Source organism: Allobosea sp. FBZP-16 (genome assembly GCF_002831785.1).
Lineage (GTDB): Bacteria > Pseudomonadota > Alphaproteobacteria > Rhizobiales > Beijerinckiaceae > Allobosea > Allobosea lupini.
Genome location: NZ_LNCQ01000022.1, coordinates 633,031 through 659,850, shown reverse-complemented (window position 1 = coordinate 659,850; position 26,820 = coordinate 633,031). Strand labels below are relative to the sequence as shown.

Genomic DNA, 26,820 nt, shown 5'->3' with positions numbered 1-26,820 from the left:
ACCGACCTTCCGGTCGCCACCGACGCGCGGCTCGAGGTCAATGGCGAGAATGTCCGGTTGAGCATGGCGCTGTCGCGGCCGGTGAGCGCGAGCGCCACGGTCATGGCAGGGCCCGATCGCGTCATCGTCGAGCTGCCCTCGATCAACTTCCAGGTCGACCCGAAACAGGGGCGCAAGTCCGCGGGCTTCGTCTCCGGCTTCCGCTACGGCCTGTTCATGGCCGACCGATCCCGCATCATCCTCGATCTCGCCCAGCCAGCCGCGGTAGCGAGCGTCTCGGTCAAGCCGGTGCGCGGCGGCTTCGGCGAGCTGGTCGTCGAGTTGAAGCGGACGAGTCGCGAGGAGTTTGCCGCGCTCGCCCGCGAAGCGACGGCGAAGACGCAGCTGCCGAGTATCCCTGTCGAGCGCAAGGCCGAGGGCGATTCGCGCCGGATCGTGGTGATCGATCCCGGACATGGCGGTATCGACCCCGGCACCCAGGTCGCGGCGATCGCCGAGAAGGCGGTCGTCCTCGCCTTCGGGCTGAAGCTGAAGGAACAGCTCGAGGCGCAGGGGCGCTACCGGGTGATCATGACCCGCTCGGATGACACCTTCATCTCGCTGAACGACCGTGTCCGTATCGCACGCGGCGTCGAGGCCAGCCTCTTCATCTCGATCCACGCCGATTCGCTGGCGCAGGCCCAAGATGTACGCGGCGCCACCGTCTACACCGGCTCGGAGCGCGCCAGCGATGCCGAGGCGGCGCGGCTGGCAGCCAAGGAAAACCAGGCCGATGCCGTCGCGGGCCTCGACTCGAGCGAGGACGTGCATGATGTCGCGGGCATCCTGATGGATCTCGCCAAGCGCGAGACCCGCAGCTTCTCGACGATCTTCGCGCGAAACCTGGTCGAAAGGCTCGGTGGCTCGGTGAAGATGCACAAGGTGCCGTTGCGTTCGGCAGGTTTTCGCGTATTGACCGCGCCTGACGTGCCGTCGGTGCTGATCGAGCTCGGCTACATGTCGAGCCCGAAGGATGCCGAGCTCCTGAATTCCGAGGGCTGGCGCACGCAGGCTTCCGCGGCCGTCCAGCAGGCGATCGACCAGTATTTCGAGCGCGTGCAAAGCCCCGGCAAGGCCGCGCAAAGCAAGCCTTGACTGTTCGACGGTCGAAGATGGCGATTTGTGGTCGCAAAGCCACGGTTCCGCCATTTCTGCCGTGATATAGGAATGAGTTGAAGATCAGCCGGGCAGGTCGCGACGCCAAAGGGGGAGGGCGCCGACACTGCCGCTAGCCAGGGTCAAAATTCTCGATGCGGTTCATACTGCGCCTTTTCGGATGGGCGTTCGCCGTCGGTACGATCCTGTTCGTGATCGGCGTCGCGGGCGCGGCCGGCGTGATCTGGCACTACTCCAAGGACCTGCCCGATTCGGCGCAGCTGCGGAATTACGAGCCGCCGGTGATGAGCCGCGTCCATGCCGGCGACGGCAGCCTGATCGCCGAGTTCGCGCGCGAGCGGCGGCTCTATCTGCCGATCCAGGCGGTGCCGAAGCTGATCATCGACGCCTTCCTCTCGGCCGAGGACAAGAATTTCTACAAGCATTTCGGCGTCGACCCCGAGGGCCTGGCCCGCGCCGCGGTCTCGAACTTCCGCAATCGCGGCTCCGGCCGCCGGCCGCAGGGCGCCTCGACCATCACCCAGCAGGTGGCGAAGAACTTCCTGGTCGGCTCCGAGCAGAGCATCGAGCGCAAGATCCGCGAGGCGCTGATCGCGCTGCGAATCGAGTCGACCTATTCGAAGGACAAGATCCTCGAGCTCTACCTCAACGAGATCTATCTCGGCGCGCCGGCGCCGGGGCAGGGCAGTTACGGCGTCGCCGCGGCGGCGCTGAACTATTTCGGCAAGTCGGTGCATGAGCTCAACGCGCAGGAGGCGGCCTATCTCGCCGCGCTGCCGAAGGCGCCGACCGACCTGCACCCGTTCCGCAACCGCGAGCGCGCGATCGAGCGCCGCAACTACGTGCTCGACCGCATGGCCGAGAACGGTTTCCTCAAGCGGCCGGATGCCGATGCTGCGAAGAAGCAGCCGCTCGGCGTCAACCCGCGCACGGTCTCGCCGAACCAGATCGCCGCCGGCTATTTCGCCGAGGAAATCCGGCGCGAGCTGCAGGACCGCTATGGCGAGAAGAAGCTGCTCGAAGGCGGCCTCTCGGTGCGTGCCACGGTCGATCCCAAGATGCAGCTGATGGCGCGCAAGGCGCTGGTCGACGGTCTCGTGCGCTTCGACGAGGCGCGCGGCTGGCGCGGCGCGATCCAGAAGATCGACGCTGCGAGCCGCGAATGGGGCCTCGCCATCGCCGAGCTGCCGGTGCTCGGCGACGTCAAGCCCTGGCGCCTGGCCGTCGTGCTCGACGCCAGCGGCGACAGCGCTCGCCTCGGCCTGCAGCCTGTCCGCGAAGCCTCGGGCCAGCTCCGTCCGGAGCGCGAGACGGTGACGCTCGGGCCGGACGGCATCCGCTGGACGCGGCGTACCCGCGTGTCGCAGGCCGTCTCGCCGGGTGACGTCGTCTATGTCGAGCCGATCGACGGCAAGCCGGGCCAGGTTCGCCTGCGCCAGATGCCTGAGGTCAATGGCGCGATCACCGTGATGGACCCGTTCTCGGGCCGCGTGCTCGCCATGGTCGGCGGCTTCTCGCATGACCAGTCCGAGTTCAACCGCGCGACGCAGGCGCTGCGCCAGCCGGGCTCGTCCTTCAAGCCCTTCGTCTATGCGACCGCGCTCGACAACGGCTACACCCCGTCCAGCATCGTGCTCGACGCGCCGATCGAGGTCGACCAGGGCGGTGGTCTCGGCATGTGGACGCCGAGCAATTACGACGGCAAGTTCACCGGCCCACGCACGCTGCGCTACGGCATCCAGTTCTCGAAGAACCTGATGACGGTGCGCCTCGCCAAGGATGTCGGCATGCCGCTGATCGCGGAGTATGCCCGCCGCTTCGGCATCTATGACGACATGCTGCCGGTGCTCTCGATGTCGCTCGGTGCCGGCGAAACCACGGTCATGCGGATGACTGCGGCCTATTCGATGCTGGCGAACGGCGGCAAGCGCATTCGGCCGACGCTGATCGACCGCATCCAGGACCGCTGGGGTGCGACGATCTTCAAGCACGACCAGCGCACCTGCGAAGGTTGCGAGGCCGAAAAGTGGAGCAACCAGCGTGAGCCGCGCCTGATCGACAATCGCGAGCAGGTCCTCGATCCGCTGACCGCCTACCAGATGGTCTCGATGCTCGAAGGCGTCGTCAATGCCGGCACCGCGACGGTGGTCAAGTCGGTCGGCAAGCCGCTCGCCGGCAAGACCGGCACGACCAACGACGCCAAGGACGTCTGGTTCGTCGGCTTCTCGCCGGACCTCGCCGTCGGCGTCTATATGGGCTTCGACAAGCCGAAGTCGCTCGGCAACTCGGCGACCGCCGGCCAGTACGCCGCGCCGATCTTCCGCGACTTCATGCAGGTCGCGCTGAAGGACAAGCCGGCGACGCCGTTCCGCGTGCCGCCCGGCATCAAGCTGATCCGCGTCGATCCCCGCACCGGCATGCGCGCCGGCGGCGAAGGCGGCATCCTCGAAGCCTTCAAGCCGGGCACGGCGCCGCCGGACAGCTATTCGGTGATCGGCGCTTCTGACGGCACCGGCGGGGCGATGAGCGTCGCGCCGGCGGGCGGGCGCTCGGTCGGCTCGGGCACCGGCGGTCTCTACTGAGCCGCCGGGCCGAGCGCGGTACAGTCGATCTCAAGATCGAAGGGCTTTGGCCAGGACGCGACCGGGACGAAGGTTCTGGCCGGTGGATCGACCGGGAAGAATTGCGCGTAGACCCGGTTGATCGTGTCGTAATGGCCGGCGTTCGCGGCGTAGACCCGGATCATCAGGACGTTTTCGGCACGCGATCCGGCCGCCGTCAAGCAATGCAGCAAAGCCTCCAGACAGGCCTTTGTCTGAGTGGCGATGTCGCCCTCGCGAAGCTTGCCGCTGTCGAGATCCAGCGGCGGCATTCCCGAGACGAAAACCAGACCGCCTCCGGCCGTCACCGGCGACAACGGCACGTTCATATCCCGGAGTGCCGCAGAGAGTACCGGTACTTCGACGATGCGCCGCGCGCTCACCGGTCCTCTCCTATTGCATGTCGCAACGCCGCCCGAGCGAGCAATCGAGTCGAATCGAGTGTCGGCAGCGCGGAATTATCGTCATCGATGATGAGCGGGATTTCGGTGCAGCCTAGAATGACGGCATCGCATCCCTGAATCTTGAAGTCGTCGATGACGCGCTGGAACGTCAGGACTGAATCCCGGCCGAATTTTCCATAGACCAACTCGTCCATGATGATCCTGCTTGTCAGGTCGCGATTGGCGGCGGACGGCCTGCGCCACTCCAGGCCGATACGGTCGAGGGCCTCAGGGTAGACTTCGCTGTCGACCAGCCACGCCGTCCCGGTGAGGCCGAGGCGGTGATAGCCGCGCCGCTGCGCTTCGGCGGCCACGACTTCGGCAATATGCAGCCATGGACGCGGTGAGCGCCCGGCCAGCAGCGAAAATGCCTGATGGATCGTGTTGTCGGGGCAGATCAGAAAATCCGCGCCGGCGGACGCAAGCTTATGCGCCGAGGCGAGCATAAGGTCGGCAACGCCGACCAGGTCGCCATGATCGAGGCACGCGACATACTCCGCGAGGGAGGGGGTGTGCAGCGATACTTCCGGGTGGGCATGCGGGCCAAGCAACGCTGCTCCTTCTGAGCAGATCGTGCGGTAGCACAGTGCCGCCCCCTCGGCCGAGCAGCCGACAATACCGATATGCAGCGTCATTCTCCGATCTCCAGACTAGCGCCGTCAAAGTGGTGCCTTGTGTTGCATTATATCGAACAGCAGTACAATATAATGCTATTGGTGGGATGCCGGTCAAGAGAATCGGCGGAGCCGCCGGTCAAGAGGGTGTGTCTCATGTCGATCGGAGCCGAGGAGGGGCCGCATCACGGCCCGGCAGAGGACGCAACCGGACCGAGCGCGCTTGTCGCACTCGCCGTACGTCGCGAGCGCGAGCGTCTGGGGCTGACGGCAAGCGATCTGGCGAAGCGCGCTGGCCTTTCGAAATCAACGCTGTCGCAGCTCGAGGCCGGCAACGGTAACCCGAGCATCGAGACTCTCTGGGGACTGGCTGGCGTCCTCGGCGTGCCGGTCAGCCGCTTGATCGAACCGCCGCGACAGGGTGTGACCGTGGTGCGCGCCGGGCAGGGAGCGACGGTACGCGCAGAGCAATCGGATTATGCTGCGACGTTGCTCGCGACGTGCCCGCCCGCGGCGCGACGAGACATCTACAGGCTCGTCGTGCAGCCTGGTCAGCCGCATGAATCCCAGCCGCATCGGCCTGGCACGGTCGAGCACCTTCTGCTCTGTCAGGGACGTGCCCTGGCCGGCCCGATCGGGAGCGCCGTCGAATTGTCCGCGGGTGATTTCATCAGCTACCCGGCCGACGTCCCGCATCTGTTCGCAGCTCGCGAGCCGGATACCAGCGCGATGCTCATCATTGAAACCATCTGAGGGCCAAGCGATGTTGACCGAAGAGCAATCCCATCAGGCCGCCGAGCTGCTTGTCGAAGCGGAGAGGACGCGCCAGCGCATGCCCCAGCTCAGCATGCTCCATCCCGAGATAACGCTCGACGAAGCCTACCGTATCCAATCGTCATATGTGCGCCAACGCCTCGATGGAGGCGCTCGTATCGTCGGACACAAGATCGGCCTGACGTCACGGGCCATGCAGATCGCTGCCGGGATCGCCGAGCCGGACTATGGTTGCATCCTCGATGACCGGCTGTTCCGCGATGGCAGCCAGATCTCCGCGGCGATGTTTCTGGCGCCCAAGATCGAGGTCGAACTCGCCTTCGTCATGGGCGAGGATCTGACCGGGCCGGGATGCGCGGTTCATGATGTGCTGCGCGCGACCGAATTCGTCATGCCGGCGCTCGAGATCATAGATTTTCGCACGGAGCCGCCACTCGTCGTGACTGATACGATCGCCGACAATGCCGCATTCGGTGCACTCGTAACCGGCGGGAGGATCGTCCGACCGCAGGAGGCCGACCTGCGCTGGATCGGTGCTACGCTGTCGCGAAATGGCGTGATCGAGGAATCGGGCTTGTCGGCGGCGATTATGGGACATCCCGCAGCTGGCATCGCCTGGCTCGCCAACAAGCTCGCAGCTCACGGCGTCACGCTCCGACGGGGCGAGATCGTGCTCTGCGGCTCCTTCACGCGCGCCGTCGACGTGGTGGCCGGCGATGTCTTCCACGCCGATTTCGGCCGACTCGGCGCAATCGGAGTTTCGTTCGCCTGAAGCTTGCTCCGCCGGTTACCGTCGACGATTGAGCATTTACAGCTGGGATCATCCCCCCTATCTCCAGCTGCCAACAGCGACCGAAAGCGGACAACGCGAACCAATCATGCGACCCGAAATCCAGACGCAACTCGACAACGCCAAGCAGTCGATCGGACTGCTGAGGAGGCATCTTTGACTGGGATGTCGCACAACGACGCCTGGCGGAGCTGAACGCGCTCTCCGAAGGCCCCGATTTCTGGAACGACGCGGAAGCCGCGCAGAAGCTGATGCGCGAGCGCACCCAGCTCGAGACGCAGATCGAGGGCATCACGCGGCTCGAGCGTGAGGTCGAGGATGCGCTGACCCTGATCGAGCTCGGCGAGATGGAAGACGACGCGGCCACCATCGCCGAGGGCGAAGCGGCGATCAGGACGGTCGAGGTCGAGGCTGGCCGGCTGCAGGTCGAATCGCTGCTTTCCGGCGAAGCCGACATGCTCGACACCTATGTCGAGATCCACCCCGGCGCCGGTGGTACAGAGAGCCAGGACTGGGCCGAGATGCTGCTGCGCATGTATCGGCGCTGGGGCGAGCGGCGAAAGTTCAAGGTCGACATGCTGGAATACCAGGATGGCGACCAGGCCGGCATCAAATCGGCCACGTTGCAGTTCAAGGGCCATAACGCCTATGGCTGGCTGAAGACGGAGTCGGGCGTGCATCGGCTGGTGCGCATCTCGCCGTTCGACTCCAATGCGCGTCGACAGACGTCCTTTGCGTCGGTCTGGGTCTACCCGGTCGTCGATGACCGCATCGTCATCGACATCAAGGAATCCGACTGCCGCATCGACACCTACCGGGCCCAGGGTGCCGGCGGCCAGCACATCAACACCACCGATTCGGCGGTGCGCATCACCCATATCCCAACTGGTATCGTGGCGGCCTGCCAGCAGGAGCGTTCGCAGCACAAGAACCGGGCCAAGGCCTGGGACATGCTGCGCGCTCGCCTCTACGAGGCCGAGCTGAAGAAGCGCGAGGAGAAGGCCAACGCCGAGCAGGCCTCCAAGACCGATATCGGCTGGGGCCACCAGATCCGCTCCTATGTGCTGCAGCCCTATCAGCTGGTGAAGGACCTGCGCACGGGCGTGACCTCGACGGCGCCCTCCGATGTGCTCGACGGCGATCTCGACCCGTTCATGGAAGCGTCGCTGGCGCAGCGTGTCTACGGCACGAGCGTCGAAGTCGAAGACATCGACTGAGAGCGGGCTCGCTCCGACTGGCTTCTCGAATCAAAACAACCGGTTGCAGCTCAATGCTGCAGCCGGTTGTCAGGATTTGCGCTCGTCGGTCGCGGACTGTCAGAGCTGCCCGGCCAGCTTGTCGCCGGCACGCAGGAAACGATTCGGATCGGCAGGCTCGCCGTCGATGCGTGTCTCGTAGTGCAGATGAGGGCCCGTCGAGCGGCCGGTGGAGCCGACACGGCCGACCAGCGTGCCGGCCGTCACCATCTGCCCCTCGCTGACCAGGATTGCCGACATGTGAGCATAGCGGGTGCTGAGGCCGCCGGCATGCTCGATCTCGACCATATTGCCGTAGCCGCCGGAATACTCGGCCGTCACGACCTTGCCAGGGCCGGTCGCGCGCACCGGCGAGCCGTGCTCGGCACGCAGGTCCATGCCGGTGTGCAGGGCCGCGCCACGCGTGAAGGGATCGGCGCGATAGCCGTAATTGGAGCTCAGCTCGAGTTCTCCCGCGAGCGGCCGGCGCAGGGGCAGCTGCTCGACGAGGCCGCGCAGGCGGAAGACGGTCGCGATACGCGGCTGCAGCGAACTCAGGGTTGCCTCGAACGGCCCCGCTGACGGATCGAGATTGACCGGGACCAAGGGGCCACCGACGCCCTTCGGGGCCTGGACGGCGACAGCGAGCTTGTCGGTGTCCAGGCGGGTTTCGGCAAGGGCGCTGCGCAGCGTCTTCTGGGTATCGCCGAGATTCCTGTCGAGCTCGCGCAAGGCCGCGAGTTGCGTGACCGAGCTGCGCTCGATCGACTGGTCGAGCTGGGTCAAGGCCTCGGCGACGCGCTTGGCCGGCGCGACCGGCGCCTCGGTCTCGCCCGACTGCCAGGGCGCCGGGCGGTCGTCGGCGCCGCGCAGCGGCAGGGTCTCCGGCGCCGGAGTCGGCTTGCCCGAGGCAAAGGGCGCGAAGCTGGTGACGCCGGAGGCGCGGACCGGTTCCTCGGGCTTGATCATGCGCTGGCGCAGCGGGTTCTTGGCCGCCTGCGACACACCGATCCCTGCCGATTGCAGGCTTTCGGCGACAGCGCTGACCAGAGATTGTCGCGATTCGAGCTCGGCCTGGCGCGCGGCGATCTCGCCGACGCGGGCCTCGACGCCATCCTGGTCAAGCAAGGCGCGGCTGGCGAGCCGGTCGACATCGGCGCGCAGGGCGGCGATCCGATCCTCATAGGCGTATTGGCGGGAGGTCTCGCGGCTGATCAACCGCGCGGCGAGGTCGTCCTTGCGCAGGATGTACCAGCTCGTCGCGCCGCTCCAGGCAGTGGTCAGCGCCAGGAGGCTGAGACCGAGCAGCGCGGTCGAGCGGCGAACGGTGAAGCTGCGGCGGGCAAGAATGCCAGTCACTGCAAGCTCGTGGCCGGCGGCCTGAGCAGGGGAATCCGAGGAGGTCATACGCAAAACCGGGAGTGACGCTGCGATAGGATGATTAGACCTCGTTAGGGTTAACCAATCGCAAATCGCAGCGGGTTTTGCGGATCTCCGAGAGCTGGCCTCAGAGCTCCCGGACGGCCGCGAGCACGGCCTCGGCATGGCCCTTGACCCGGACCTTGGCCCAGACGCGGACGATCTTGCCGGCCTCGTCGATCAGGAAGGTGCTGCGCTCCACGCCCATATAGTGGCGGCCATACATCTGCTTCTCGACCCACAGGCCGTAGGCTTCGATCGCCTTGCGTTCCTCGTCGGAAACCAAGGTCAGCTTCAGGTCGTATTTCTGCTTGAACTTGTCGTGGCTCTTCACCGAATCCGGCGAGATACCGATGACGGTCGTGCCGGCGGCGGCGAAATCGTCCAGCAGCGCGTTGAAGGACAGCGCCTCGTTGGTGCAGCTCGTCGTGTTGTCTTCCGGATAAGCATAGAGCACGACCTTGCCACCACGCAGGCTGGACAGCGTCAGCGAGCCGCCACCATCCGTCGGCAAGGTGAAGTCGGGAGCCTGGATGCCTTCGCTCAATGCCATCTTCGCCTTCCTTTGGTCGCGATCACATGTAACGGCCGGGCGAGCGGTACGCCGCAAGCCGGCTTAAATCACAAACCGGACCCGCTGGGAACGAATCAGCTAGCCTGTCGTTGCTGTACCGCTCCCGGGATCAGGCGCATCATGCGAATGGCTCGGCGGCCCTCGCACCAGCCATCGCATCGATCCGCACGATTCGACCAACAAGACAAGAAGCGATTCGTTGAGCAAGGACAGCAAGATCGACGCGGCCCCAGCACCCGCCAGGACCTCCGAGGCGGAGTGCCAGGAGGTCGCTGCCGTGACCAGGCGCGCCTGGCGTGGGATCGTCGTGGTCGCGGCTGCGGTCTGCATGGCCATGGTGGCCCTAGGGCTCGGCGGCGTCGCCTTGCTGGTGACCGGCGTCGTTCCGCTGCCGGGACTGGAGGGGCGGATCTCGGCAGCGATAGAGGAGCGGCTCGGCCCGAATTGGAAGGTCGAAGCGGGGAATGCCGAGCTCGACCGCGTCGATGGCCGCTCGCGCCTGCGGGTCCGCGAAGTCTCGTTCCGGCATGCCGGCGGCGCATCGTTCCGGGCGCCCGAGGCGGTGCTGGGCTATGAGCCGATGGCGCTTCTGCGCGGCGATATCCGCCTGGTCTCGCTCGACCTGCGCGGCGTCAACATCCGGCTCGGCGTGAGGCAGGACGGCTCGCTGCTGCTGGAGCAGGACGCCCAGCCGGAGCAGTCTCCGAAGGCGCCGGTTGCAGGCGACCCCGTCGATTGGGACGCTTTTGCCGGGGCGATGAACGCGATCGGCGCGCTGGTCTCTAATGAGGGGCTGCTCGGCTCGCTCGAGGTCGCCAGCATCGGCGGGGCGCGGGTAACGCTGATCGACCCGGCCGGGCGGCAACGCTCCGGCCTGGAGGATGTGGACATCAAGCTCGAGCGGTTCGGCGGCGGCCAGGCCCGGCTGTCGATGAAGGGGCGGATCGGTCCGCGCTGGAAGGAGCTGGCGATCGACCTTGCGAGCGCGCCGGACGGGACGCGCAGCGCGACCATCGAGATCCAGCGCTTCGAACCGGCGGAGGCGGTAGCGCTGGCCTTCGGCAACGCCATGGTCGCTCTCGATGGCCTGGCGCTCAGTGGCAAGATCTCGATGACCCAGACCGGCGGCGGCGAACGCAGGATCGCCGCAGGGCTCTCCCTCGCGCCGGGGGTGGTCAAGGTCCCCAATGCCGGGTTCGCCCCGGTCGAGATCCAGGGCGCCAAGCTCGACTTCACCAGCGAGGACGGCCTCAAGACGGTCAAGATCGCGACCGCCCAGCTCCAGGCTGGCGAGACCAGGCTCGCCGGCCGCGGCGAGGCGAGCAACGAGAGCGGCATCTGGCGTCTGGCACTCGACGGCGCTGGACAGGTCGCCGGCATCGACAAGGATCCCGCTGTCGTCATCTCCACCCTGCATACGCAGCTGGAGGTCGACCCCGGCGCGGGTGAGATCAGAATGGGCCAGCTCTCGTTCAAGGGGCCGCTGATCAACGCCGAAGGCTCGGGCATGGCGCGCCGGCGCGACGACAAGAATTCGCATCGCTTCCAGATCAGGGCCGTCGATACCGACATGCGCGCGGCGCTCGCCGTCTGGCCGGCCGTGACTTCGCCCGGGCTGCATGGGGCGCTGGTCGAGATGGTGAAGAGCGGGCGGGTCGAGGAGATCGACGTCAGGCTGGCGATGTCACCGGAGGCGAACGCCCGGCTGGCGGACGGCAAAGGCATGGATGACGACGCCGTCGCCGTGAGCCTAAAGGCCTCGCAGGTCAGTTTCCTGCCGAATCCCGGCTTGCCGCTCCTCACCGATGCCCGTGTCGTCGGCTCGACGACCGGCCGCACCGTCGATCTCACGATCTTGCAGGCCACGGCTGAGGTCGGCGAGGGCCGCAAGCTCCAGCTCGGCGAAGGCACCTTCGCCATGTCCGACACCTGGGCGGCCCGGCCGCAGGCGCGGATCGGCTTCAAGTCGACAGGCCCGGCCGATGCGCTGGTCGCGCTCCTCAATTTCCCGTCGCTGCGCGAATTCTCGCCGCTCAAGATCGAGCCGGGTGCGCTGCGCGGCTCGATCGATCTCACCAACCAGCTCTCGCTGCCGCTGGTCAACGATCTGACGTTCAATGACGTGATGATTCGCAGCACTGGCACGCTTTCGAACGTCGCCTCCGACAATCTGCTCGGTGGCGAAAAGCTCGAGGGCGCCAATCTGGCGCTGAACTACGACCGCGGCCAGCTCGCGATCAAGGGCGAAGGCAGGGTCGGCGGCGACAAGGCGCCGATCGAGCTGAGGCAGAATGCAAAGGGCCAGGGCGAGGCGACCGTTTCGCTCAATCTCGACAGTGCCGCGCTGAAGCGGCGTGGCCTCGGCCCCGAGACTGGCCTCAGCGGGTCGATGCAGGTCAAGGTCGTGAAACCGCTCGGCAAGAGCCCCGAGGCGCCGCCGCGCATCGAGGTCGACCTGACCAAGGCGGCGATCGACACCGGCGTGCCCGGCATCAGCAAGCCTGCCGGCCGCGCAGGCAAGGCAGTCTTCACCTATGTCGTCGACGATGACGGTCCGGATCTGGAGGATCTGACGATCGAGAGCGCGCCGCTCCTGGCCAAGGGGCGAATCTCGCTGACCAGGCAGAACGCGTTCGAGAGCGCGAGCTTCTCGCAATTGCGCCTGTCGCCGGGCGACAACCTGACCAAGGTCGAGATCGGCCGCGATGGCGGCCTGACCAAGCTCTCGGTGCGCGGGGCGGTGCTCGATGCCCGGCCCTTCATCCGCGAGCTGTTCGATGCGCCTGCCGCCCCCTCCAGAAGCGGCGCACGCGGCGGCCAGAACGCCGCGTCCGGGCCCGATTTCGACCTCGATCTCGATGTGCCGATCCTGACCGGCTTCAACAGCGAGGCGCTCGGCAATTCGCAGCTCAAGCTCTCGCGCCGGAACGGTGCCGTCCGCTCGATCGCTTATCAGGGCCGGATCGGCAAGGCAGACCTTTCGATCAAGCAGGTCAGGCAGGGTGAGGGGCCGGGTTCGATCGTGGTGCAGTCGGAGAACGGCGGCGCCACCTTGCGCTTCCTCGACCTCTATCGTCGTGCCTATGGCGGCGACCTCGTGCTGCAGATCGGGGCCGCCGAGGGGCGCCAGCCGGGCGAGCTGCTCCTGCGCAATTTCACGGTGCGGGACGAGCCGGCCCTGCGCCGCGTCGTCGGCCCGCCGGGCTCTCAGGCGCCGGGCGCGCTCGACAGCACCGGCGCGCCAGCCCCGCGCATCGATGCGAGCGATGTCGCCTTCACCAAATTGCGCGCCGAGTTCGTGCGCAGCGCCAGCCGGATCGACATCAACGACGCGGTGCTCTGGGGCCAGCAGGTCGGCTTCACGATCCAGGGCAATGTCGATTATGGCCGCGACCGCGTCGACATCGGCGGCACTTTCGTGCCCGGCTATGCTTTCAACAACGCCTTCGCTCAGGTGCCTGTGGTCGGCATGATCCTTGGTGGTGGGCAATATGGCGGGCTATTCGCGGTCAACTTCCGCGTCTCGGGCTCTGCCAGCCAGCCGACCATGACGGTGAACCCGCTCTCGGCCATTGCGCCCGGTATTCTGCGCCGCTTCGTCGACCCGCTCGGCGGCGGACCGGTGGGGCAAGGGCGGCCCGGCGGCAATGCTCCCGTGCCAGGAACTCCGGAGCGCTAGAACAGGCGCTCGGTTCGCGATGTGAACCGAGAGCTCAAGCTCGTATTTGCCGAGTGTAGCCGTCACACCGGCCGCAGCAGGACGTGCTTTTTCTTGCCGAAGGAGAGCTTGACCGCGCCGTCGACCAGATCGGCCGGCGTCAGCGTCGCGCGCTCGTCCGAGACCTGGGCATCGTTGACGCGCAGGCCGCCGGCCTTGATCTGGCGGCGAGCCTCGCCGGTCGAGGGTACGAGACCGGCGCTGACGAAAGCGCTGAGCACGCCGAGGCCGGCCTGCAGCTCGGCAGCCGGTACCTGGACGCTCGGCAGGTCCTGGGCGGCGCCGCCTTCCTCGAAGGTCTTGCGGGCGGTCTCGGCCGCCGCCTCGGCCGCCTCGCGGCCGTGCAGCAGCGCGGTGGCCTCGGTCGCCAGCACCTTCTTGGCCTCGTTGATCTCCGAGCCGCCGAGCGCGGCAAGCCTGGCGATCTCGGACAGCGGCAGGCGTGTGAACACCTTGAGGAAGCGGCCGACATCGGCGTCCTCGGTGTTGCGGAAATACTGCCAGAACTCATAGGGGCTGAAGAGGTCGCCATTGAGCCAGACGGCGCCGCTGGCGGTCTTGCCCATCTTGGCGCCCGACGAGGTCGTCAGCAGCGGCGTCGTCAGCGCGAAGAGCTGCTTGCCCTCCATGCGGTGCGAGAGGTCGACGCCGTTGATGATGTTGCCCCACTGGTCGGACCCGCCCATCTGCAGGCGGCAATCATAGCGGCGGCTGAGCTCGACGAAGTCGTAGCCCTGCATGATCATGTAGTTGAATTCGAGGAAGGAGAGCGACTGCTCGCGATCGAGCCGCAGCTTCACCGAGTCGAAGGAGAGCATGCGGTTGACCGAGAAGTGCCGGCCGACATCGCGCAGGAACTCGACATAGTTGAGCTTGAGCAGCCAGTCGGCGTTGTTGACCATCAGCGCGTCGGTCGGGCCGTCGCCATAGCGCAGGATGCGCGAGTAGACCTTCTTGATGCTTTCGATATTGGCGTTGATCTCCTCGATCGAGAGCAGCTTGCGCTGGTCGTCGCGGAAGGAGGGGTCGCCGACCATCGAGGTGCCGCCGCCCATCAGCGTGATCGGCCGATGCCCGGTCTCCTGGAACCAGTAGAGCATGGTGACCGAGATCAGGTTGCCGATATGCAGGCTGGTCGCGGTCGCGTCATAGCCGACATAGGCCGTCTGCGGCCCCTGCAGGCAGAGCTTGTCCAGCTCCTCAGGGTTGGAGATCTGGTGGATCAGGCCGCGCTCGTCGAGCACGCGCAGGAAATCGGACTTGAAGGCGGTCATGACGGGACTCGATGGTTTGACGGTTCTCGCGTCATGGTCGGGCTTGTCCCGACCATCCACGTCTTCTCTGGTCGCAGGCAGTGTTCAAGACATGGATGCTCGCCGCGAGGGCGAGCATGACGGCGCTGGCGCTCAGGCCTTTTCTTGCTCGCTCTTGAGGATCTCGGGGCCGACCTTGCGGTCGAGATAGACGCCGACCTGCTCCATCAGTTGGTCGACGCGGCCGTCGAAGAAGTGGTTGGCGCCCTCGACCACGGCATGCTCGATCTGGATGCCCTTCTGGGTCTTCACCTTCTCGATCACCGCCATCACCTCCTTCACAGGGGCGACGCGATCTTCCGAACCATGCACAAACAGGCCGGAGGACGGGCAGGGCGCGAGGAAGGAGAAGTCGTAGCGGTTGGCCATCGCGGCGATCGAGAGGAAGCCCTCGATCTCAGGGCGGCGCATCAGGAGCTGCATGCCGATCCAGGCGCCGAAGGAGACGCCGGTGATCCAGCAGCTCTTGGCCTCGGGGTTCAGGGCCTGCATCCAGTCCAGCGCGGCTGCGGCATCCGAAAGCTCGCCGGCGCCGTGGTCGAACTGGCCCTGGCTGCGGCCGACGCCGCGGAAATTGAAGCGCAGCGCCGAGAAGCCGCGGTTCACGAAAGTGTAGAACAGGTTGTAGACGATCTGGTTGTTCATCGTCCCGCCGAATTGCGGGTGCGGATGCAGGATGATCGCCAGCGGCGCGCCGCGCTTCTTGGCGGGCTGGTACCGCCCCTCGATCCGGCCGGCCGGTCCGTTGAAAATCACCTCTGGCATCACATCTCGCCTTTTGTCGGGCGAGGCACGCAGGCGGCGGGCTGAAAAGCGGCTTTGCTGCCGCCGAAAAGCCTGCCTACCCTTGACGACCCCGCCGCTCGCGCCCTACATCAAGCGCTTAGAATGGTTCTAACAGCCGTGAACAGAACCGGAACGTGCGAGCAAGATCTGCTTGCGGTTCCGGTTCATCGCGGCTCGGACGGGCGGCTATAGCACGGCGCAGGGGTGCGATTTCAAGCATTTCGTGCCGCGTGTTCGGGCAAACCCGCCAGAGCGGAGCATGAGCGCAGGTGTTCGCGACGACCCGCAGCTATCTCGACCACAACGCCACGACGCCGGTTCGCCCCGTCGTGGCCGAGGCGATGCTGCGGGCCTTGCAGATGCCGGGCAACCCGTCTTCCGTCCACAATGAGGGCCGGGCGGCCCGCGGCGCGATCGAAAAGGCGCGCGAACAGGTTGCGGCGCTTTGCAGCGCCAAGGCGAGCAATGTCGTCTTCACCAGCGGCGGCACCGAGGCCAACGCGACGATCCTGTCGCCCGGTCTCAGCGATTGCAGCGGCGCGCGCGATTGCGTGCGGGCGCCGGTGACGCTGCTGCTCTCCAGCGCCAGCGAGCATCCTTGCGTGCGGGACGGCCATCGTTTCCCGATCGGCCAGGCCGAGACGATCCCGGTCGGTGGCGATGGGCTCGTCGATCTCGGCTGGCTGGATGAGCGGCTGTCACTTTTCGCGGCGGAGCGGCCGGACGAGCGCGCGCTGGTCTCCGTCCATCTCGCCAACAACGAGACGGGCGTGCTGCAGCCGATCACCGAGATCGTCGCCATCGCCAGGCGCTACGACGCGCTGGTGCATTCCGATGCCGTGCAGGCCGCCGGCAAGATCGCGATCGATATCAATGACTTGGGCGTCGATGCCCTGACGCTGTCTGCCCACAAGATCGGTGGCCCCAAGGGCGTCGGCGCGATCGTGTTCCGCACGGGCGCGCTCGAACTCGTCGACAAGCCCCTGCGCGGCGGCGGCCAGGAGCGCGGCTGGCGCGCCGGCACCGAGAACATGCCGGGCATCGTCGGCTTTGGCGTCGCGGCGGAAGAGGCGGGCAAGGCGCTCGCCGGGGAAGCGGCACGTCTGACGGCGCTGCGTGACCAGCTGGAGGCACGGCTGATACTGCTCGCGCCCGATACGGCCATCTTCGGCGCCAAGGCTCCGCGCCTGCCCAACACGTCCGCCTTCGCCACGCCCGGCATCAAGGCCGAAACGGCGCTGATCATGCTCGATCTGTCCGGCGTCGCCCTGTCCTCGGGCTCGGCCTGTTCCTCCGGCAAGGTCAGGCGCTCGCATGTCCTGACGGCCATGGGCGTCGACCCTGTCATGAGCGAAGGGGCCTTGCGCGCCTCGCTCGGATGGACCACCTGCGAGGCGGACATCGACCAATTCATCGCGGCCTATGCCAAGGCGCTGACCGCGAACCCGAACCGGAAGGTTCAGGCAGCCGCCTGAGGCCTTGCGCAAGACCAAGACCGAACCGGCGGGCCTTGAACCCGCGACAGGAGTGTAGACATGGCAGCGGTCCAGGAGACCATCGATCAGGTCAAGTCGATCGACGTGACCGAGTACAAATACGGCTTCGTCACCGAGATCGAGGTCGACAAGCCGGCCAAAGGCCTGACCGAGGACACCGTCCGCTACATCTCGGCCCGCAAGGGCGAGCCGGAATGGATGCTGGAATGGCGGCTCGACGCCTTCCGTCGCTGGAAGACCATGACCGAGCCGACCTGGTCGCGCGTCAACTATCCGCCGATCAACTACCAGGACATCTATTATTACGCCGCGCCGAAGAAGGGTGCCGATCCGAAGTCGCTCGACGAGGTCGATCCGGCGATCCTGGAGACCTACAAGAAGCTCGGTATCCCGCTGCGCGAGCAGGAGATCCTGGCCGGCGTCGCGCCGGAGAACCGCGTCGCGGTCGATGCCGTGTTCGACTCGGTTTCGGTCGTCACGACCTTCAAGAAGGAGCTGGCGGAGGCCGGCGTGATCTTCTGTTCGATCTCGGATGCGATCAAGGAGCATCCCGAGCTGGTGAAGAAGTACCTCGCCACCGTCGTGCCGGTGACAGATAATTACTTTGCCACGCTGAACTGCGCGGTCTTCACCGACGGCTCCTTCGTCTACATCCCCAAGGGCGTGCGCTGCCCGATGGAGCTGTCGACCTACTTTCGCATCAACGAGCAGAACACCGGACAGTTCGAGCGCACGTTGATCATCGCCGACGAGGGCTCCTATGTGAGCTATCTCGAAGGCTGCACGGCGCCCAAGCGCGACGAGAACCAGCTGCATGCGGCGGTGGTCGAGCTGATCGCGCTCGACGATGCCGAGATCAAGTACTCGACCGTCCAGAACTGGTACCCCGGCGATGCCGAGGGCAAGGGTGGCATCTACAACTTCGTGACCAAGCGCGGCGATTGCCGCGGCAGGAACTCGAAAATCTCATGGACGCAGGTCGAGACCGGCTCGGCGATCACCTGGAAGTACCCGTCCTGCATCCTGCGCGGCGACGGCTCGCGCGGCGAGTTCTACTCGATCGCGGTGTCGAATGGCGCTCAGCAGGTTGATAGCGGCACCAAGATGCTGCATCTCGGCAAGAACACCACCTCGAAGATCATCGCCAAGGGCATTGCGGCGGGCAAGTCCGACTCGACCTATCGCGGCATGGTCTCGGCCCATCGCAAGGCGACCGGCGCGCGCAACTTCACCAATTGCGACTCGCTGCTGATCGGCGACCAGTGCGGCGCCCACACCATCCCCTACATCGAGGCCAAGACCGCGACCGCGATCTTCGAGCATGAGGCGACCACGTCGAAGATCGGCGAGGACCAGATGTTCTACTGCCAGCAGCGCGGCCTCTCCGAGGAGGAGGCGGTGGCGCTGATCGTCAACGGCTTCGTCAAGGAGGTGCTGCAGCAGCTCCCGATGGAGTTCGCCGTCGAGGCGCAGAAGCTGATCACGATCTCGCTGGAAGGCTCGGTCGGCTGAGCCCGTCATGGTCGGGCTTGTCCCGACCATCCACGCCTTTTGTTTGCAATGCGCGCGTCGCGGACGCTCGGCACAAGGCCGAGCCTGACGTGGCAGGAAATCGGAACTGAACGATGCTCGAAATTCGCAATCTCACCGTCAAGATCGCCGACGAGGACAAGCAGATCCTCAACGGTCTCAACCTGACCGTGAACGCCGGCGAGGTCGCCGCGATCATGGGGCCGAACGGCTCCGGCAAGTCGACGCTGAGCTATGTCATCGCCGGCAAGGAGGACTACGAGGTCCTCGACGGCGAAATCCTGCTCAATGGCGAGAACCTGCTGGAGATGGAGGCCGATGCCCGCGCCGCCGCCGGCATCTTCCTGGCCTTCCAGTACCCGCTGGAGATCCCCGGCGTCGCCACCATGACTTTCCTCAAGGCTGCGATGAACGCGCAGCGCAAGGCGCGCGGCGAGGCCGAGCTGCTGACGCCGGACTTCATCAAGCAGGTGAACGCTGCCGCCGACAAGCTCGGCATCAACCGGGACATGCTGCGCCGGCCGCTCAATGTCGGCTTCTCCGGTGGCGAGAAGAAGCGCATGGAGATCCTGCAGATGGCGCTGCTGGCGCCGTCGATGTGCATCCTCGACGAGACCGATTCCGGCCTCGACATCGACGCGCTGCGCATCGTCGCCGACGGGGTGAACGCGCTGCGCGCCCAGAACCGCGGCTTCCTGGTCATCACCCACTACCAGCGCCTGCTCGACCATATCGTGCCCGACACCGTCCACGTGATGTCGAAGGGCCGGATCGTCAGGACCGGCGGCAAGGAGCTGGCGCTCGAGCTCGAGAAGAGCGGCTATGCCGCTTATGGCGAGGCGGCGTGATGGCGATCATCACCCCACTCAAGACCGCGGCCGAGCAGCAGCTCGTCGAGCAGTTCGCCAGCGTCAAGGCCGAGCTGCCGGGCGCCGGCGCGATGCGCAAGGTGCGTGAGGATGCCTTCGCCGGCTTCGAGGCCAAGGGCCTGCCGCATCGCCGGCTCGAATCCTGGCGCTATACCGATCTGCGCGCGCTCTGGCGCGAGGCGAAGCCGCTGGCGCGCCGCCCGACCCGGCCGCAGGCGATCGCCGACCGGCTGGCGCTGCAGACCATCGCCGGCCGGCGCTTCGTCACCATCGACGGCGTGTTCAGCGCTGCCGATTCCGATCTGCAGGGCCTGCCTGCCGGCATCACGGCGCGCAGCCTTGCCGAGGCGCTGACCGAGAGCCCGGAGGAGATTGCCGCGGCCTTCACGGCGCCGGAGGTGGCACGCGACGACAGCGCCCTGATGCTGAACGCCGCTTTCGCCCAGGACGGCGTCGTGATCGACGTGGCCGATGGCACCGAGCTCGATCAGCCGATCGTTCTCCTGGCGCTCGGTACCGGTGCGAGCGAAGCCTCGATCGTCTCGCGCTCGCTGGTCAGGATCGGCGCCGGCGCCAAGGTCACCGTGGTCGAGCTGCAGGAAAGCGTCGGCCCGGCGCCGGTCCAGGTCAACCATGCGACCTCCTTCGTCATCGGCGAGGGCGCAGAGGTCGAGCATGTGCGCATGGTCTCGCGCCAGCGCGCCGAGACCGTGCAGGTGCAGTCGTTGCTGGTCGAGCTCGGTGGCCATGCCGCTTTCGATTCCGTCGCGGTCGCCGTGAACTGCGGCGTGCTGCGCCAGCAGAGCTTCCTGCGCTATGGCGGCGAGCACAGCCGCGCGGCGCTGCGCGGCATCAACCTGCTGCGCAAGCAGGAGCACTCCGACGTCACGCTGGTGATGGACCATGCGGCGGCCCATGGCGAGAGCCGCGAGCTGTTCAAGACCATTGCCGAGGGCGAAGGCACCGGCGTCTTCCAGGGCAAGGTCATCGTCCGTCAGCATTCGCAGAAGGTCGACGGCAGCATGAAGAGCCATGCGCTGCTGCTGAACGACGGCGCCACCATGTTCAACAAGCCGGAGCTCGAGATCTTCGCAGATGACGTGGTCTGCGGCCATGGCGCGACCGTGGCGCAGGTCGACGCGGAGCAGCTCTTCTACCTGATGGCGCGCGGCCTGCCGCGGCCGCAGGCCGAGGCGCTGGTGCTTGCCGCCTTCGTCGGCGAGGTCTCCGACATGGTCGGCGACGAGGGCGTTCGCGAGATCGTCGGCCGCGAGATCGATTGCTGGCTCGGCCAGCGCGAAGGTGCACCCAAGTCCGGAGCCGCCTGATGCCTTACGTCAACCTGCAGATGACCAAGGGCGCGACCCGCGCGCAAAAGGCCGAGATCGTCAAGGAGTTCACGCAGACGCTGGTCCGCGTGCTCGGCAAGAACCCGCAGGCCACCCATATCGTGATCCAGGAGATCGAGCGCGAGGACTGGGGCCATGCCGGGATCCTTGTTGCCGATCGGCCCACAGAGCCCGCCGGAAAGGCCTGAGATGAACGCGATCGCGAAGCCCTACGACGTCGAGACGATCCGCAAGGACTTCGCGATCCTCTCGCGCGAGGTCTATGGCAAGAAGCTGGTCTATCTCGACAATGCCGCCTCGGCGCAGAAGCCCGAAGCGGTGATCGAGGAGATGACGCGGCTGATGCGCGAGGATTACTCCAACGTCCATCGCGGCCTGCACTATCTCGCGAACGCTTCGACCGAGGCCTATGAGGCGGCGCGCGAGAGCGCTCGGCGCTTCCTCAACGCCGCCCATATCGAGGAGGTGCTGTTCACCCGCTCCTCGACCGGGGCGCTGAACACGGTCGCCTCCTCGCTCGGGCAATATCTCAAGATCCAGGATGGCGACGAGATCATCCTCTCGATCCTGGAGCACCATTCCAACATCGTGCCCTGGCACTATTGGCGCGAGCGCCACGGCGCCGTGATCAAGTGGGCGCCGGTCGACGAGGACGGCAATTTCCTCATCGAGGAATTCGAGAAGCTGATCACGCCGCGCACCAAGGTGGTGTCGCTGACGCATATGTCGAACGCGATCGGCACCATCGTCCCGATCGCCGAGGTCGCGAAGATCTGCCAAGCCTATCGCATCCCGCTGGTCGTCGATGGCTCGCAGGGCGCGGTTCACCTGCCGGTCGACGTGCAGGCGCTCGGCTGCGACTTCTACGCCTTCACCGGCCACAAGACCTATGGGCCGACCGGCTCGGGCATTCTCTGGGGCAAGCGCGAATGGCTGGAAAAGCTGCCGCCCTATGAAGGCGGCGGCGAGATGATCGCGACCGTGAGCGAGGATGCGATCACCTATAACGATCCGCCGCATCGTTTCGAGGCGGGCACGCCGGCGATCGTCGAGGCGGTCGGCCTGGGCGCGGCGCTCGATTACATGATGGCGCTGGGACGCGAGAACATCGCCGCGCATGAGGCCAGGCTCAACGCCTATGCGATGGAGCGGCTCGGGCAGATGAACTCGATCCGCATCTTCGGCAAGGCGAAGGAGAAGGGCGCGATCATCGCCTTCGAGCTCGCCGGCGCCCATGCTCATGACGTGGCCACGGTGATCGACCGGGCCGGCGTCGCGGTTCGGGCCGGCACGCATTGCGCCATGCCGCTGCTCGCGCGCTATGGCGTGACCTCGACCTGCCGTGCGTCCTTCGGCCTCTACAATACGCTGGAGGAAGTCGATATATTGGTGGAAGCCCTGCGCAAGGCGGAAGAGCTGTTCTCATGATGCTCCGCCGGGCTGCCAAGCCAGCCTTGCGCCGAATGGAAGTTTTGCGATGACCGAGACCGTTGCCGAAGAGTTCAAGCCGAACGCACCGACCATGGGCGCAAGCTCCGGCCTGCCGCCGGAGGAGATCGACAGGCTGACCGACGACATCGTCGCGGCGCTGAAGACCGTCTACGACCCGGAGATCCCGTCCGACATCTATGAACTCGGCCTGATCTACCGTGTCGACATCGCCGACGACCGGCAGGTGGCGATCGACATGACGCTGACCGCGCCAGGGTGCCCGGTGGCGGGCGAGATGCCGGGCTGGGTCGAGAATGCGGTCGGCGCCGTGCCGGGCGTCTCTGGTGTGACGGTCAACATGACATTCGATCCGCCCTGGGACCAGTCGCGCATGTCGGACGAGGCCCGGGTCGCGCTCGACATGTGGTGAGTGCGGGAGCCTCACCATCCTTGCAGAATAGAAAAGGCCGCTGCGATGCAGCGGCCTTTTTCGTTGTCGCGATGTCCGTCAGAAGCCGAAGTTGAAGCCGGCCTTGACGATGTCGCCGGCAGTGCGGAGCCGCATCGCGGCATACTGGTCCGGCGCCAGCCCGGTATAGTCTTGCAGGAGCAGGCGCTTCTGGCCGAGCTCGTAATGGGTGTAGTCGAGCCGTACCGTCATGCCGGGGGCGATCGCATACTCGACACCTCCACCCACGGCCCAGCCGCCGATGAGGCCCGAGCGCGAGCCGCTGGCGGCCGAGGTGGTCTGGATGTTGGCGGGCGTGATCGAGCCCTTCTGCTCGACGAGGCCATAGGCATAGCCGCCCGAGCCGTAGATCAGGAAATTGCCGAGCACGACGCCGGCGCGCACCCGCACCGTGCCGAGCATCGAGAGTTCATTGCTGGAGCGGGTCGTGAACTGCGTGCCGGGATTGATGGAAGTGCTCTTGCTGCCGCCGAGGCGGGTCGCGGAGAGGTCGGCCTCGGCGCCGATCACGATCGCGCCCATCTGGTAGTTGAAGCCGAACTGGGCGCCGCCGACCGCGCCGTTTCCTTCCGGCGTCAGGCTGCGCGGCACGGCGGATGGGTCGATCGCCCAGGAGGCGGCGGTGGGCGTGCCGGGGACGGTGGTGCTCGACGAGTTCGTCGTGGTGTTGGTGGTGGTCGTCGTCGTGTTGGTCGTCGACGTCACGGTCGTCGTCACCGGGATCGAATCCTCGGTCGTCGTAGACGTGTTCGTCGTAGTGGTCGTGGTGTTCGCGACACCGGTCGTTGTGGTGGTCGTGCTGTTGGTCGTGGTGGTGCTTGGCGTGATCGTTGGGGTGCCATAGGGCCCCTGTACGCTCGTGCTGCTGCTCTGGCGGCCGCCGCCGAGCGAGCCGCCGACATAGAAGCCGGTCCAGCGCGGCTGGCTGGGCAGGATGACCGGAAGCGGTGGGGCATAAACGGCCGGCGCGGACTGGACCGGGCGCGGCTGCCGCGGTGCGCCCGGCTGGCCCGGCGAACGCGGCGTGTAGTAGGCCCGCCGGACGCGCGGCTCGATGGCCGGGCAGATCGGACAGGTCTGGGCGACCTGGACACGATTGCGGCTCGGGGCGCTTGCCGCCAGGCGCAGCGCCTCGTTCTCATGCTGCGAGCCGGGATAAAGGCGGGCGAAGAGCTTGAGTGATTCCGCGTCGCCGGCGAGAACGGTCTCGGCCCAGGCAGTCTCCTCGGTCCGCTGTGACAGGATGCGATGCAGCCTCAGGGCGCTCTGGTCGTCCGGGTTGCTGGCGAGGGCGCTGCGGTAGATGTCGCGGCGATCCCAGGCGATGGCCGTGCGATAGGCGTCAGCTGGCGACATGGCGCGCAACGCCGCTGCGGTCGGGCGAGCCGCGAGCGGGACAGCGCCGGCAGCGGGGGGAGTGCCCGTGGGCTGTGCAGGGGCTGCGCCGGCGGGGCGCGGGAAGAAGCTGACATCGGTGATCAGCGAAGAGGTGTCCCAGGGGACCTGGATGCCGCTGGTGGCGTCGTAGACGGCAAGCCGGATGCGGCGGAAGACCTGCTCGATCGGCAGCCCCGGCTCGCGCGCCTCGCGCAGGAAGGCGGTGGTGAACGGGCTGTTGGGGCCGGTGCCGTCGGCCGCGGTCGAGCCGGGCGAGGTCGCGAAGGCGACGAAGGTGCCGCTACTGGAATCGACGCGGGCGAGGCCCGCTTCGCTGCGAATGCCTTCGTTGGCGCCGTCGACCATCTGCAGCGCCAGCCCGCGCGACAGTTCACGCCCGGCAAAGGGGTTGTTGCGGCAGGCGTCGAGGATCGCGATCTTCGATCTGGCGCCGGCTGCGTCGAGCTTGCGCAGGATCTCGGTCAGGGAGAGCGACTGGTTCGGGATGTTGGCCGAGGTTTCGACGCGGACATCCGTCGGCAGGATGTAATTGGCGCCGTCGAGCTGCACCGCGTGGCCGGCATAGTAGACGAGGGCGGTCGCACCGGTGCCGCTCTGCTTCACCTTCTCGACGAACACGTCGAGCGCGCTGCGCAGGCCGGCTAGCGAGAGATCGGTCGCGGCGGTGACGTCGAAGCCGGCCTCTCGGAGCATGGCGCGTGTCGCATTGGCGTCGCTGAGGGCGTTCGGCAGCCTGGCGATGTTCTGGTAGGCGCCGTTGCCCATGACGAAGGCGAAGCGCCGTTGCTGGGCCATGGCAGGGGTTATGGCGAGAGCGAGGGCGCTTGCGAAGGCGGTGAGCGCCAGCAGGATGCAGATGGGTAGCCGCAGGCCGGTCCGCATGGCGCCTCCTCGGCGGCCTGGCCCGAAGCTCGGCCGCTGCTGATTCGTCTCTTACGCTTACCCTTAGCAAGGCAGAGATTAGCGGCGGCGCAGCCATGAAGAGAACAACAAATTGCCGCCTGGCGGCCTTCGTTCCGCATCTGTGTGCAAATTGCCACCTGGCTCAGCGCTCGGCCCGCTTCGCCGCGCGGGTCAGGGCTCGCGCACGACGCGGAAGCCGTTGGTGTAGAAGCGCACATCGCTCTCGTATTTGAAACGCGCCGCCGAGCGCAGATAGCGCGGATCGTTGTTGAAGGAGCCGCCGCGCAGCACGCGTTCGCGGCAGCCGGCGGGCGCGTAGGCGCTGCCGTCGCGGGGGGCGGAGCGATAGTTCTCGCTCCAGCAATCTGCGACCCATTCGGCAGCATTCCCGGCCATGTCGCGCAGGCCGAAGCGGTTCGGCGGGAACTGCCCGACCTCGCTGGCCTGCCGGCGCGGCTGAGCATTGCAGCCGAGGCAGTTGGCCATCTCCTTGTCGGCCGCATTGCCCCAGGGATAGCTGGTCGTCGTGCCGGCCCTGGCGGCATATTCCCATTCCGCCTCGGTCGGCAGCCGGTATTTGCGCCCGGTCTTGTAGGACAGCCAGACCAGATAGGCGTTGGCGTCGTTCCAGTGGATGTCAGTCACCGGGCGCTTGCCGCGGCCGAGATTGCGGTCACTCGGCCGGTGGCTGCAGCCGCCCTCGGCGACGCAGGCGTCCCATTGCGCAAAGGTGACCTCGTCGGTGCCGATATAGAACGGCCGGCCGATGGTGACGGCATGGACCGGCTTCTCGAACTCGAACATCTCGTTCGAGCCCATCTCGAAGCTGCCGGCCGGAATCAGGCTGAGCTCAGGGCAATCGTCGCAATCGCGCACGGTCCGGGCTTGCGTGGCGCTCGCGGGGACCGGCGTTGGAGACGGCGCGGGCGGCTGCGTCGCTGCTGCCCGCTGGGCCCTGAGGGATTGCTCGCGGGTGCGGGCGAGCCCGGCGAAGCGGCCGTTCGGATAGGCCTCGAGATAGGCGCGGTACTCGTCCGGATTCCGGCTGTCCTTGATGGTCTCCCAGAAGGAAAGCTCGTAAGGGCCGAGCTGGTCGGATTGCGGACCCGGGGCGGGCGGCGCGCTGATGATGGCGCGAGTGGTGTTCAGGGCGGTCGCGACTGGTCGGCCCGGCGGCGTGACGACGAGCCCGGCCGGAGGCATTGAGGACAACCAGAGCTGCTGCGAGCGCCGTGTCGCGCGGCTGACGGCGTCGCGCGTGCGGGTCAGAGCCGTTGTCATGTCGAGCCCTGGCGTGCGGATCGCCTTCAGCCATTCGTCGATCGCCGGATCGGTGCGACCTTGCGTCTCGGCCACGGTCCTTCCAGGCGCCGCCGGAGCCATGATCGCGATCGTCTCGATCGGCTCGATATGGGCGAGTCCCTTGCCGCCGCCGAGCCCGGCCTGCCAGGGATTGTCGCGCGCAGCGTCGAGCACGACCACAGCGCTGGCGGGCCGGCTGACGATCAGAGCATCGAGGAGCTGGTCGAGATCGATGGCGTCGCGTGCAACCTCGGCCGGGCCGCGCGGCGTGGCATCGACCGGAACGAGGAAGTTGCGGCCACGCGACTGCACCGCATGCCCGGCATAGAAGACGATGATCTGGGCGCCGCGCGTAAGCTTGCCGCGGAAGGTCGCGATCGCGCTGTCCAGGGCGGGCCGGTCGGCGTTCTCGATGCTGACGAGATCGAACTCGCCCTGGCGCAGCACATCGGCGACGGCGCGGGCATCGACAGCAGCGTTGGCCAGAGGCGCCGTGCGATAGGCGGCGTTGCCGACGACCAGCGCGATGCGCGGCGGCTGGCCGCTGCTGCCCTGGGCGAGGGCTGAAGCGAACGGCGCGAGCAGGGCCAGCACGGCCGCGGCGAGGCACCGATACCAGGACATGGCGTTCATCCTTCGCTGCGGCCTTTCG

21 protein-coding genes are annotated in these 26,820 nt (G+C 66.7%); 13 read left to right on the top strand and 8 right to left on the bottom strand.

Going from position 1 to position 26,820, the window contains the following annotated elements; all coding sequences use genetic code 11:
• Window positions 1–102 precede the first annotated feature (102 nt).
• Both CXY91_RS09355 and CXY91_RS09350 read left to right on the top strand, forming a co-directional pair.
• Window positions 103–1,134, top strand: a complete 1,032-nt coding sequence (locus CXY91_RS09355; RefSeq protein ID WP_465246845.1) for an N-acetylmuramoyl-L-alanine amidase — start codon at window positions 103–105, stop codon at window positions 1,132–1,134.
• 155 nt (window positions 1,135–1,289) lie between these two features.
• The gene (locus tag CXY91_RS09350) at window positions 1,290–3,737 is read left to right on the top strand and encodes a penicillin-binding protein 1A (protein ID WP_091828631.1); all 2,448 of its coding nucleotides are present in this window, start codon (window positions 1,290–1,292) and stop codon (window positions 3,735–3,737) included.
• Here the strand turns inward: CXY91_RS09350 and CXY91_RS09345 are convergent.
• Together CXY91_RS09345 and CXY91_RS09340 are read right to left on the bottom strand one after the other, a co-directional pair.
• Window positions 3,731–4,138 carry a RidA family protein gene (locus tag CXY91_RS09345; RefSeq protein WP_349236583.1) on the bottom strand — a complete coding sequence of 136 codons (408 nt, stop codon included), beginning with the start codon at window positions 4,136–4,138 and terminating at the stop codon, window positions 3,731–3,733. The genes CXY91_RS09350 and CXY91_RS09345 overlap by 7 nt on opposite strands.
• Window positions 4,135–4,833 (bottom strand): aspartate/glutamate racemase family protein, encoded by a 699-nt coding sequence (locus CXY91_RS09340; RefSeq protein ID WP_100960629.1) that lies wholly within the window; start codon window positions 4,831–4,833, stop codon window positions 4,135–4,137. Before CXY91_RS09340 ends, CXY91_RS09345 begins: the two co-directional genes overlap by 4 nt.
• A gap of 135 nt (window positions 4,834–4,968) precedes the next feature.
• On the opposite strand from CXY91_RS09340, the gene CXY91_RS09335 reads away from it, so the two are divergent.
• The 3 genes from CXY91_RS09335 to prfB all read left to right on the top strand — a co-directional run bounded on the left by CXY91_RS09335 (window position 4,969) and on the right by prfB (window position 7,593).
• The gene (locus tag CXY91_RS09335) at window positions 4,969–5,565 is read left to right on the top strand and encodes a helix-turn-helix domain-containing protein (RefSeq protein ID WP_100960627.1); all 597 of its coding nucleotides are present in this window, start codon (window positions 4,969–4,971) and stop codon (window positions 5,563–5,565) included.
• 10 nt (window positions 5,566–5,575) lie between these two features.
• Window positions 5,576–6,358: a fumarylacetoacetate hydrolase family protein gene (locus CXY91_RS09330; RefSeq protein ID WP_100960623.1), complete on the top strand. Its 783-nt coding sequence runs from the start codon at window positions 5,576–5,578 to the stop codon at window positions 6,356–6,358.
• A gap of 106 nt (window positions 6,359–6,464) precedes the next feature.
• Window positions 6,465–7,593 (top strand): peptide chain release factor 2 gene (gene prfB, locus CXY91_RS09325; RefSeq protein ID WP_100960621.1). Its coding sequence is split into 2 segments (ribosomal slippage): window positions 6,465–6,533 and window positions 6,535–7,593, totalling 1,128 coding nucleotides; the frame shifts between segments, so codons are not numbered across the junction.
• Between the two features lie 99 nt (window positions 7,594–7,692).
• On the opposite strand, the gene CXY91_RS31110 is transcribed toward prfB, so the two are convergent.
• Entirely contained in the window at window positions 7,693–8,970 is a 1,278-nt protein-coding gene (locus CXY91_RS31110) for a peptidoglycan DD-metalloendopeptidase family protein (protein WP_100960618.1), read from the bottom strand.
• Between the two features lie 148 nt (window positions 8,971–9,118).
• Window positions 9,119–9,583, bottom strand: a complete 465-nt coding sequence (locus CXY91_RS09315) for a peroxiredoxin (RefSeq protein ID WP_100960617.1) — start codon at window positions 9,581–9,583, stop codon at window positions 9,119–9,121.
• Window positions 9,584–9,803: 220 nt separating this feature from the next.
• Here CXY91_RS09315 and CXY91_RS09310 point away from each other — a divergent pair, with 220 nt between their 5' ends.
• Window positions 9,804–13,283, top strand: coding sequence for a hypothetical protein (locus CXY91_RS09310; RefSeq protein WP_100960615.1), 3,480 nt, complete (start codon window positions 9,804–9,806; stop codon window positions 13,281–13,283).
• Between the two features lie 62 nt (window positions 13,284–13,345).
• Here the strand turns inward: CXY91_RS09310 and tyrS are convergent, their stop codons facing one another.
• Together tyrS and CXY91_RS09300 are read right to left on the bottom strand one after the other, a co-directional pair.
• On the bottom strand, window positions 13,346–14,596 hold the full coding sequence (gene tyrS, locus CXY91_RS09305) for a tyrosine--tRNA ligase (RefSeq protein WP_100960613.1): 1,251 nt from the start codon (window positions 14,594–14,596) through the stop codon (window positions 13,346–13,348).
• Between the two features lie 132 nt (window positions 14,597–14,728).
• Window positions 14,729–15,400, bottom strand: a complete 672-nt coding sequence (locus CXY91_RS09300; protein ID WP_091828656.1) for an alpha/beta hydrolase — start codon at window positions 15,398–15,400, stop codon at window positions 14,729–14,731.
• A gap of 290 nt (window positions 15,401–15,690) precedes the next feature.
• Between CXY91_RS09300 and CXY91_RS09295 the strand changes: the two genes are divergently transcribed.
• The 7 genes from CXY91_RS09295 (at window position 15,691) to CXY91_RS09265 (ending at window position 22,526) form a co-directional block, all read left to right on the top strand.
• Window positions 15,691–16,896: a cysteine desulfurase family protein gene (locus CXY91_RS09295; protein WP_100960611.1), complete on the top strand. Its 1,206-nt coding sequence runs from the start codon at window positions 15,691–15,693 to the stop codon at window positions 16,894–16,896.
• 60 nt (window positions 16,897–16,956) lie between these two features.
• Window positions 16,957–18,429, top strand: a complete 1,473-nt coding sequence (sufB, locus tag CXY91_RS09290; protein ID WP_100960609.1) for a Fe-S cluster assembly protein SufB — start codon at window positions 16,957–16,959, stop codon at window positions 18,427–18,429.
• A gap of 113 nt (window positions 18,430–18,542) precedes the next feature.
• Window positions 18,543–19,295, top strand: a complete 753-nt coding sequence (gene sufC / locus CXY91_RS09285) for a Fe-S cluster assembly ATPase SufC (protein ID WP_091828660.1) — start codon at window positions 18,543–18,545, stop codon at window positions 19,293–19,295.
• Window positions 19,295–20,644, top strand: a complete 1,350-nt coding sequence (gene sufD, locus CXY91_RS09280; protein WP_100960607.1) for a Fe-S cluster assembly protein SufD — start codon at window positions 19,295–19,297, stop codon at window positions 20,642–20,644. Before sufC ends, sufD begins: the two co-directional genes overlap by 1 nt.
• Window positions 20,644–20,853, top strand: coding sequence for a tautomerase family protein (locus CXY91_RS09275; protein ID WP_091828663.1), 210 nt, complete (start codon window positions 20,644–20,646; stop codon window positions 20,851–20,853). The genes sufD and CXY91_RS09275 overlap by 1 nt, the downstream gene beginning before the upstream one ends.
• Before the next feature lies 1 nt (window position 20,854).
• On the top strand, window positions 20,855–22,093 hold the full coding sequence (locus tag CXY91_RS09270) for a cysteine desulfurase (RefSeq protein ID WP_100960605.1): 1,239 nt from the start codon (window positions 20,855–20,857) through the stop codon (window positions 22,091–22,093).
• Between the two features lie 94 nt (window positions 22,094–22,187).
• Window positions 22,188–22,526: an SUF system Fe-S cluster assembly protein gene (locus tag CXY91_RS09265; protein WP_236846693.1), complete on the top strand. Its 339-nt coding sequence runs from the start codon at window positions 22,188–22,190 to the stop codon at window positions 22,524–22,526.
• A gap of 78 nt (window positions 22,527–22,604) precedes the next feature.
• Here the strand turns inward: CXY91_RS09265 and CXY91_RS09260 are convergent, their stop codons facing one another.
• Complete coding sequence (locus CXY91_RS09260) at window positions 22,605–24,845, bottom strand: caspase family protein (protein ID WP_100960601.1); 2,241 nt, start codon at window positions 24,843–24,845, stop codon at window positions 22,605–22,607.
• Between the two features lie 192 nt (window positions 24,846–25,037).
• Entirely contained in the window at window positions 25,038–26,792 is a 1,755-nt protein-coding gene (locus tag CXY91_RS09255) for an SUMF1/EgtB/PvdO family nonheme iron enzyme (RefSeq protein WP_158673332.1), read from the bottom strand.
• Between the last annotated feature and the right edge of the window lie 28 nt (window positions 26,793–26,820).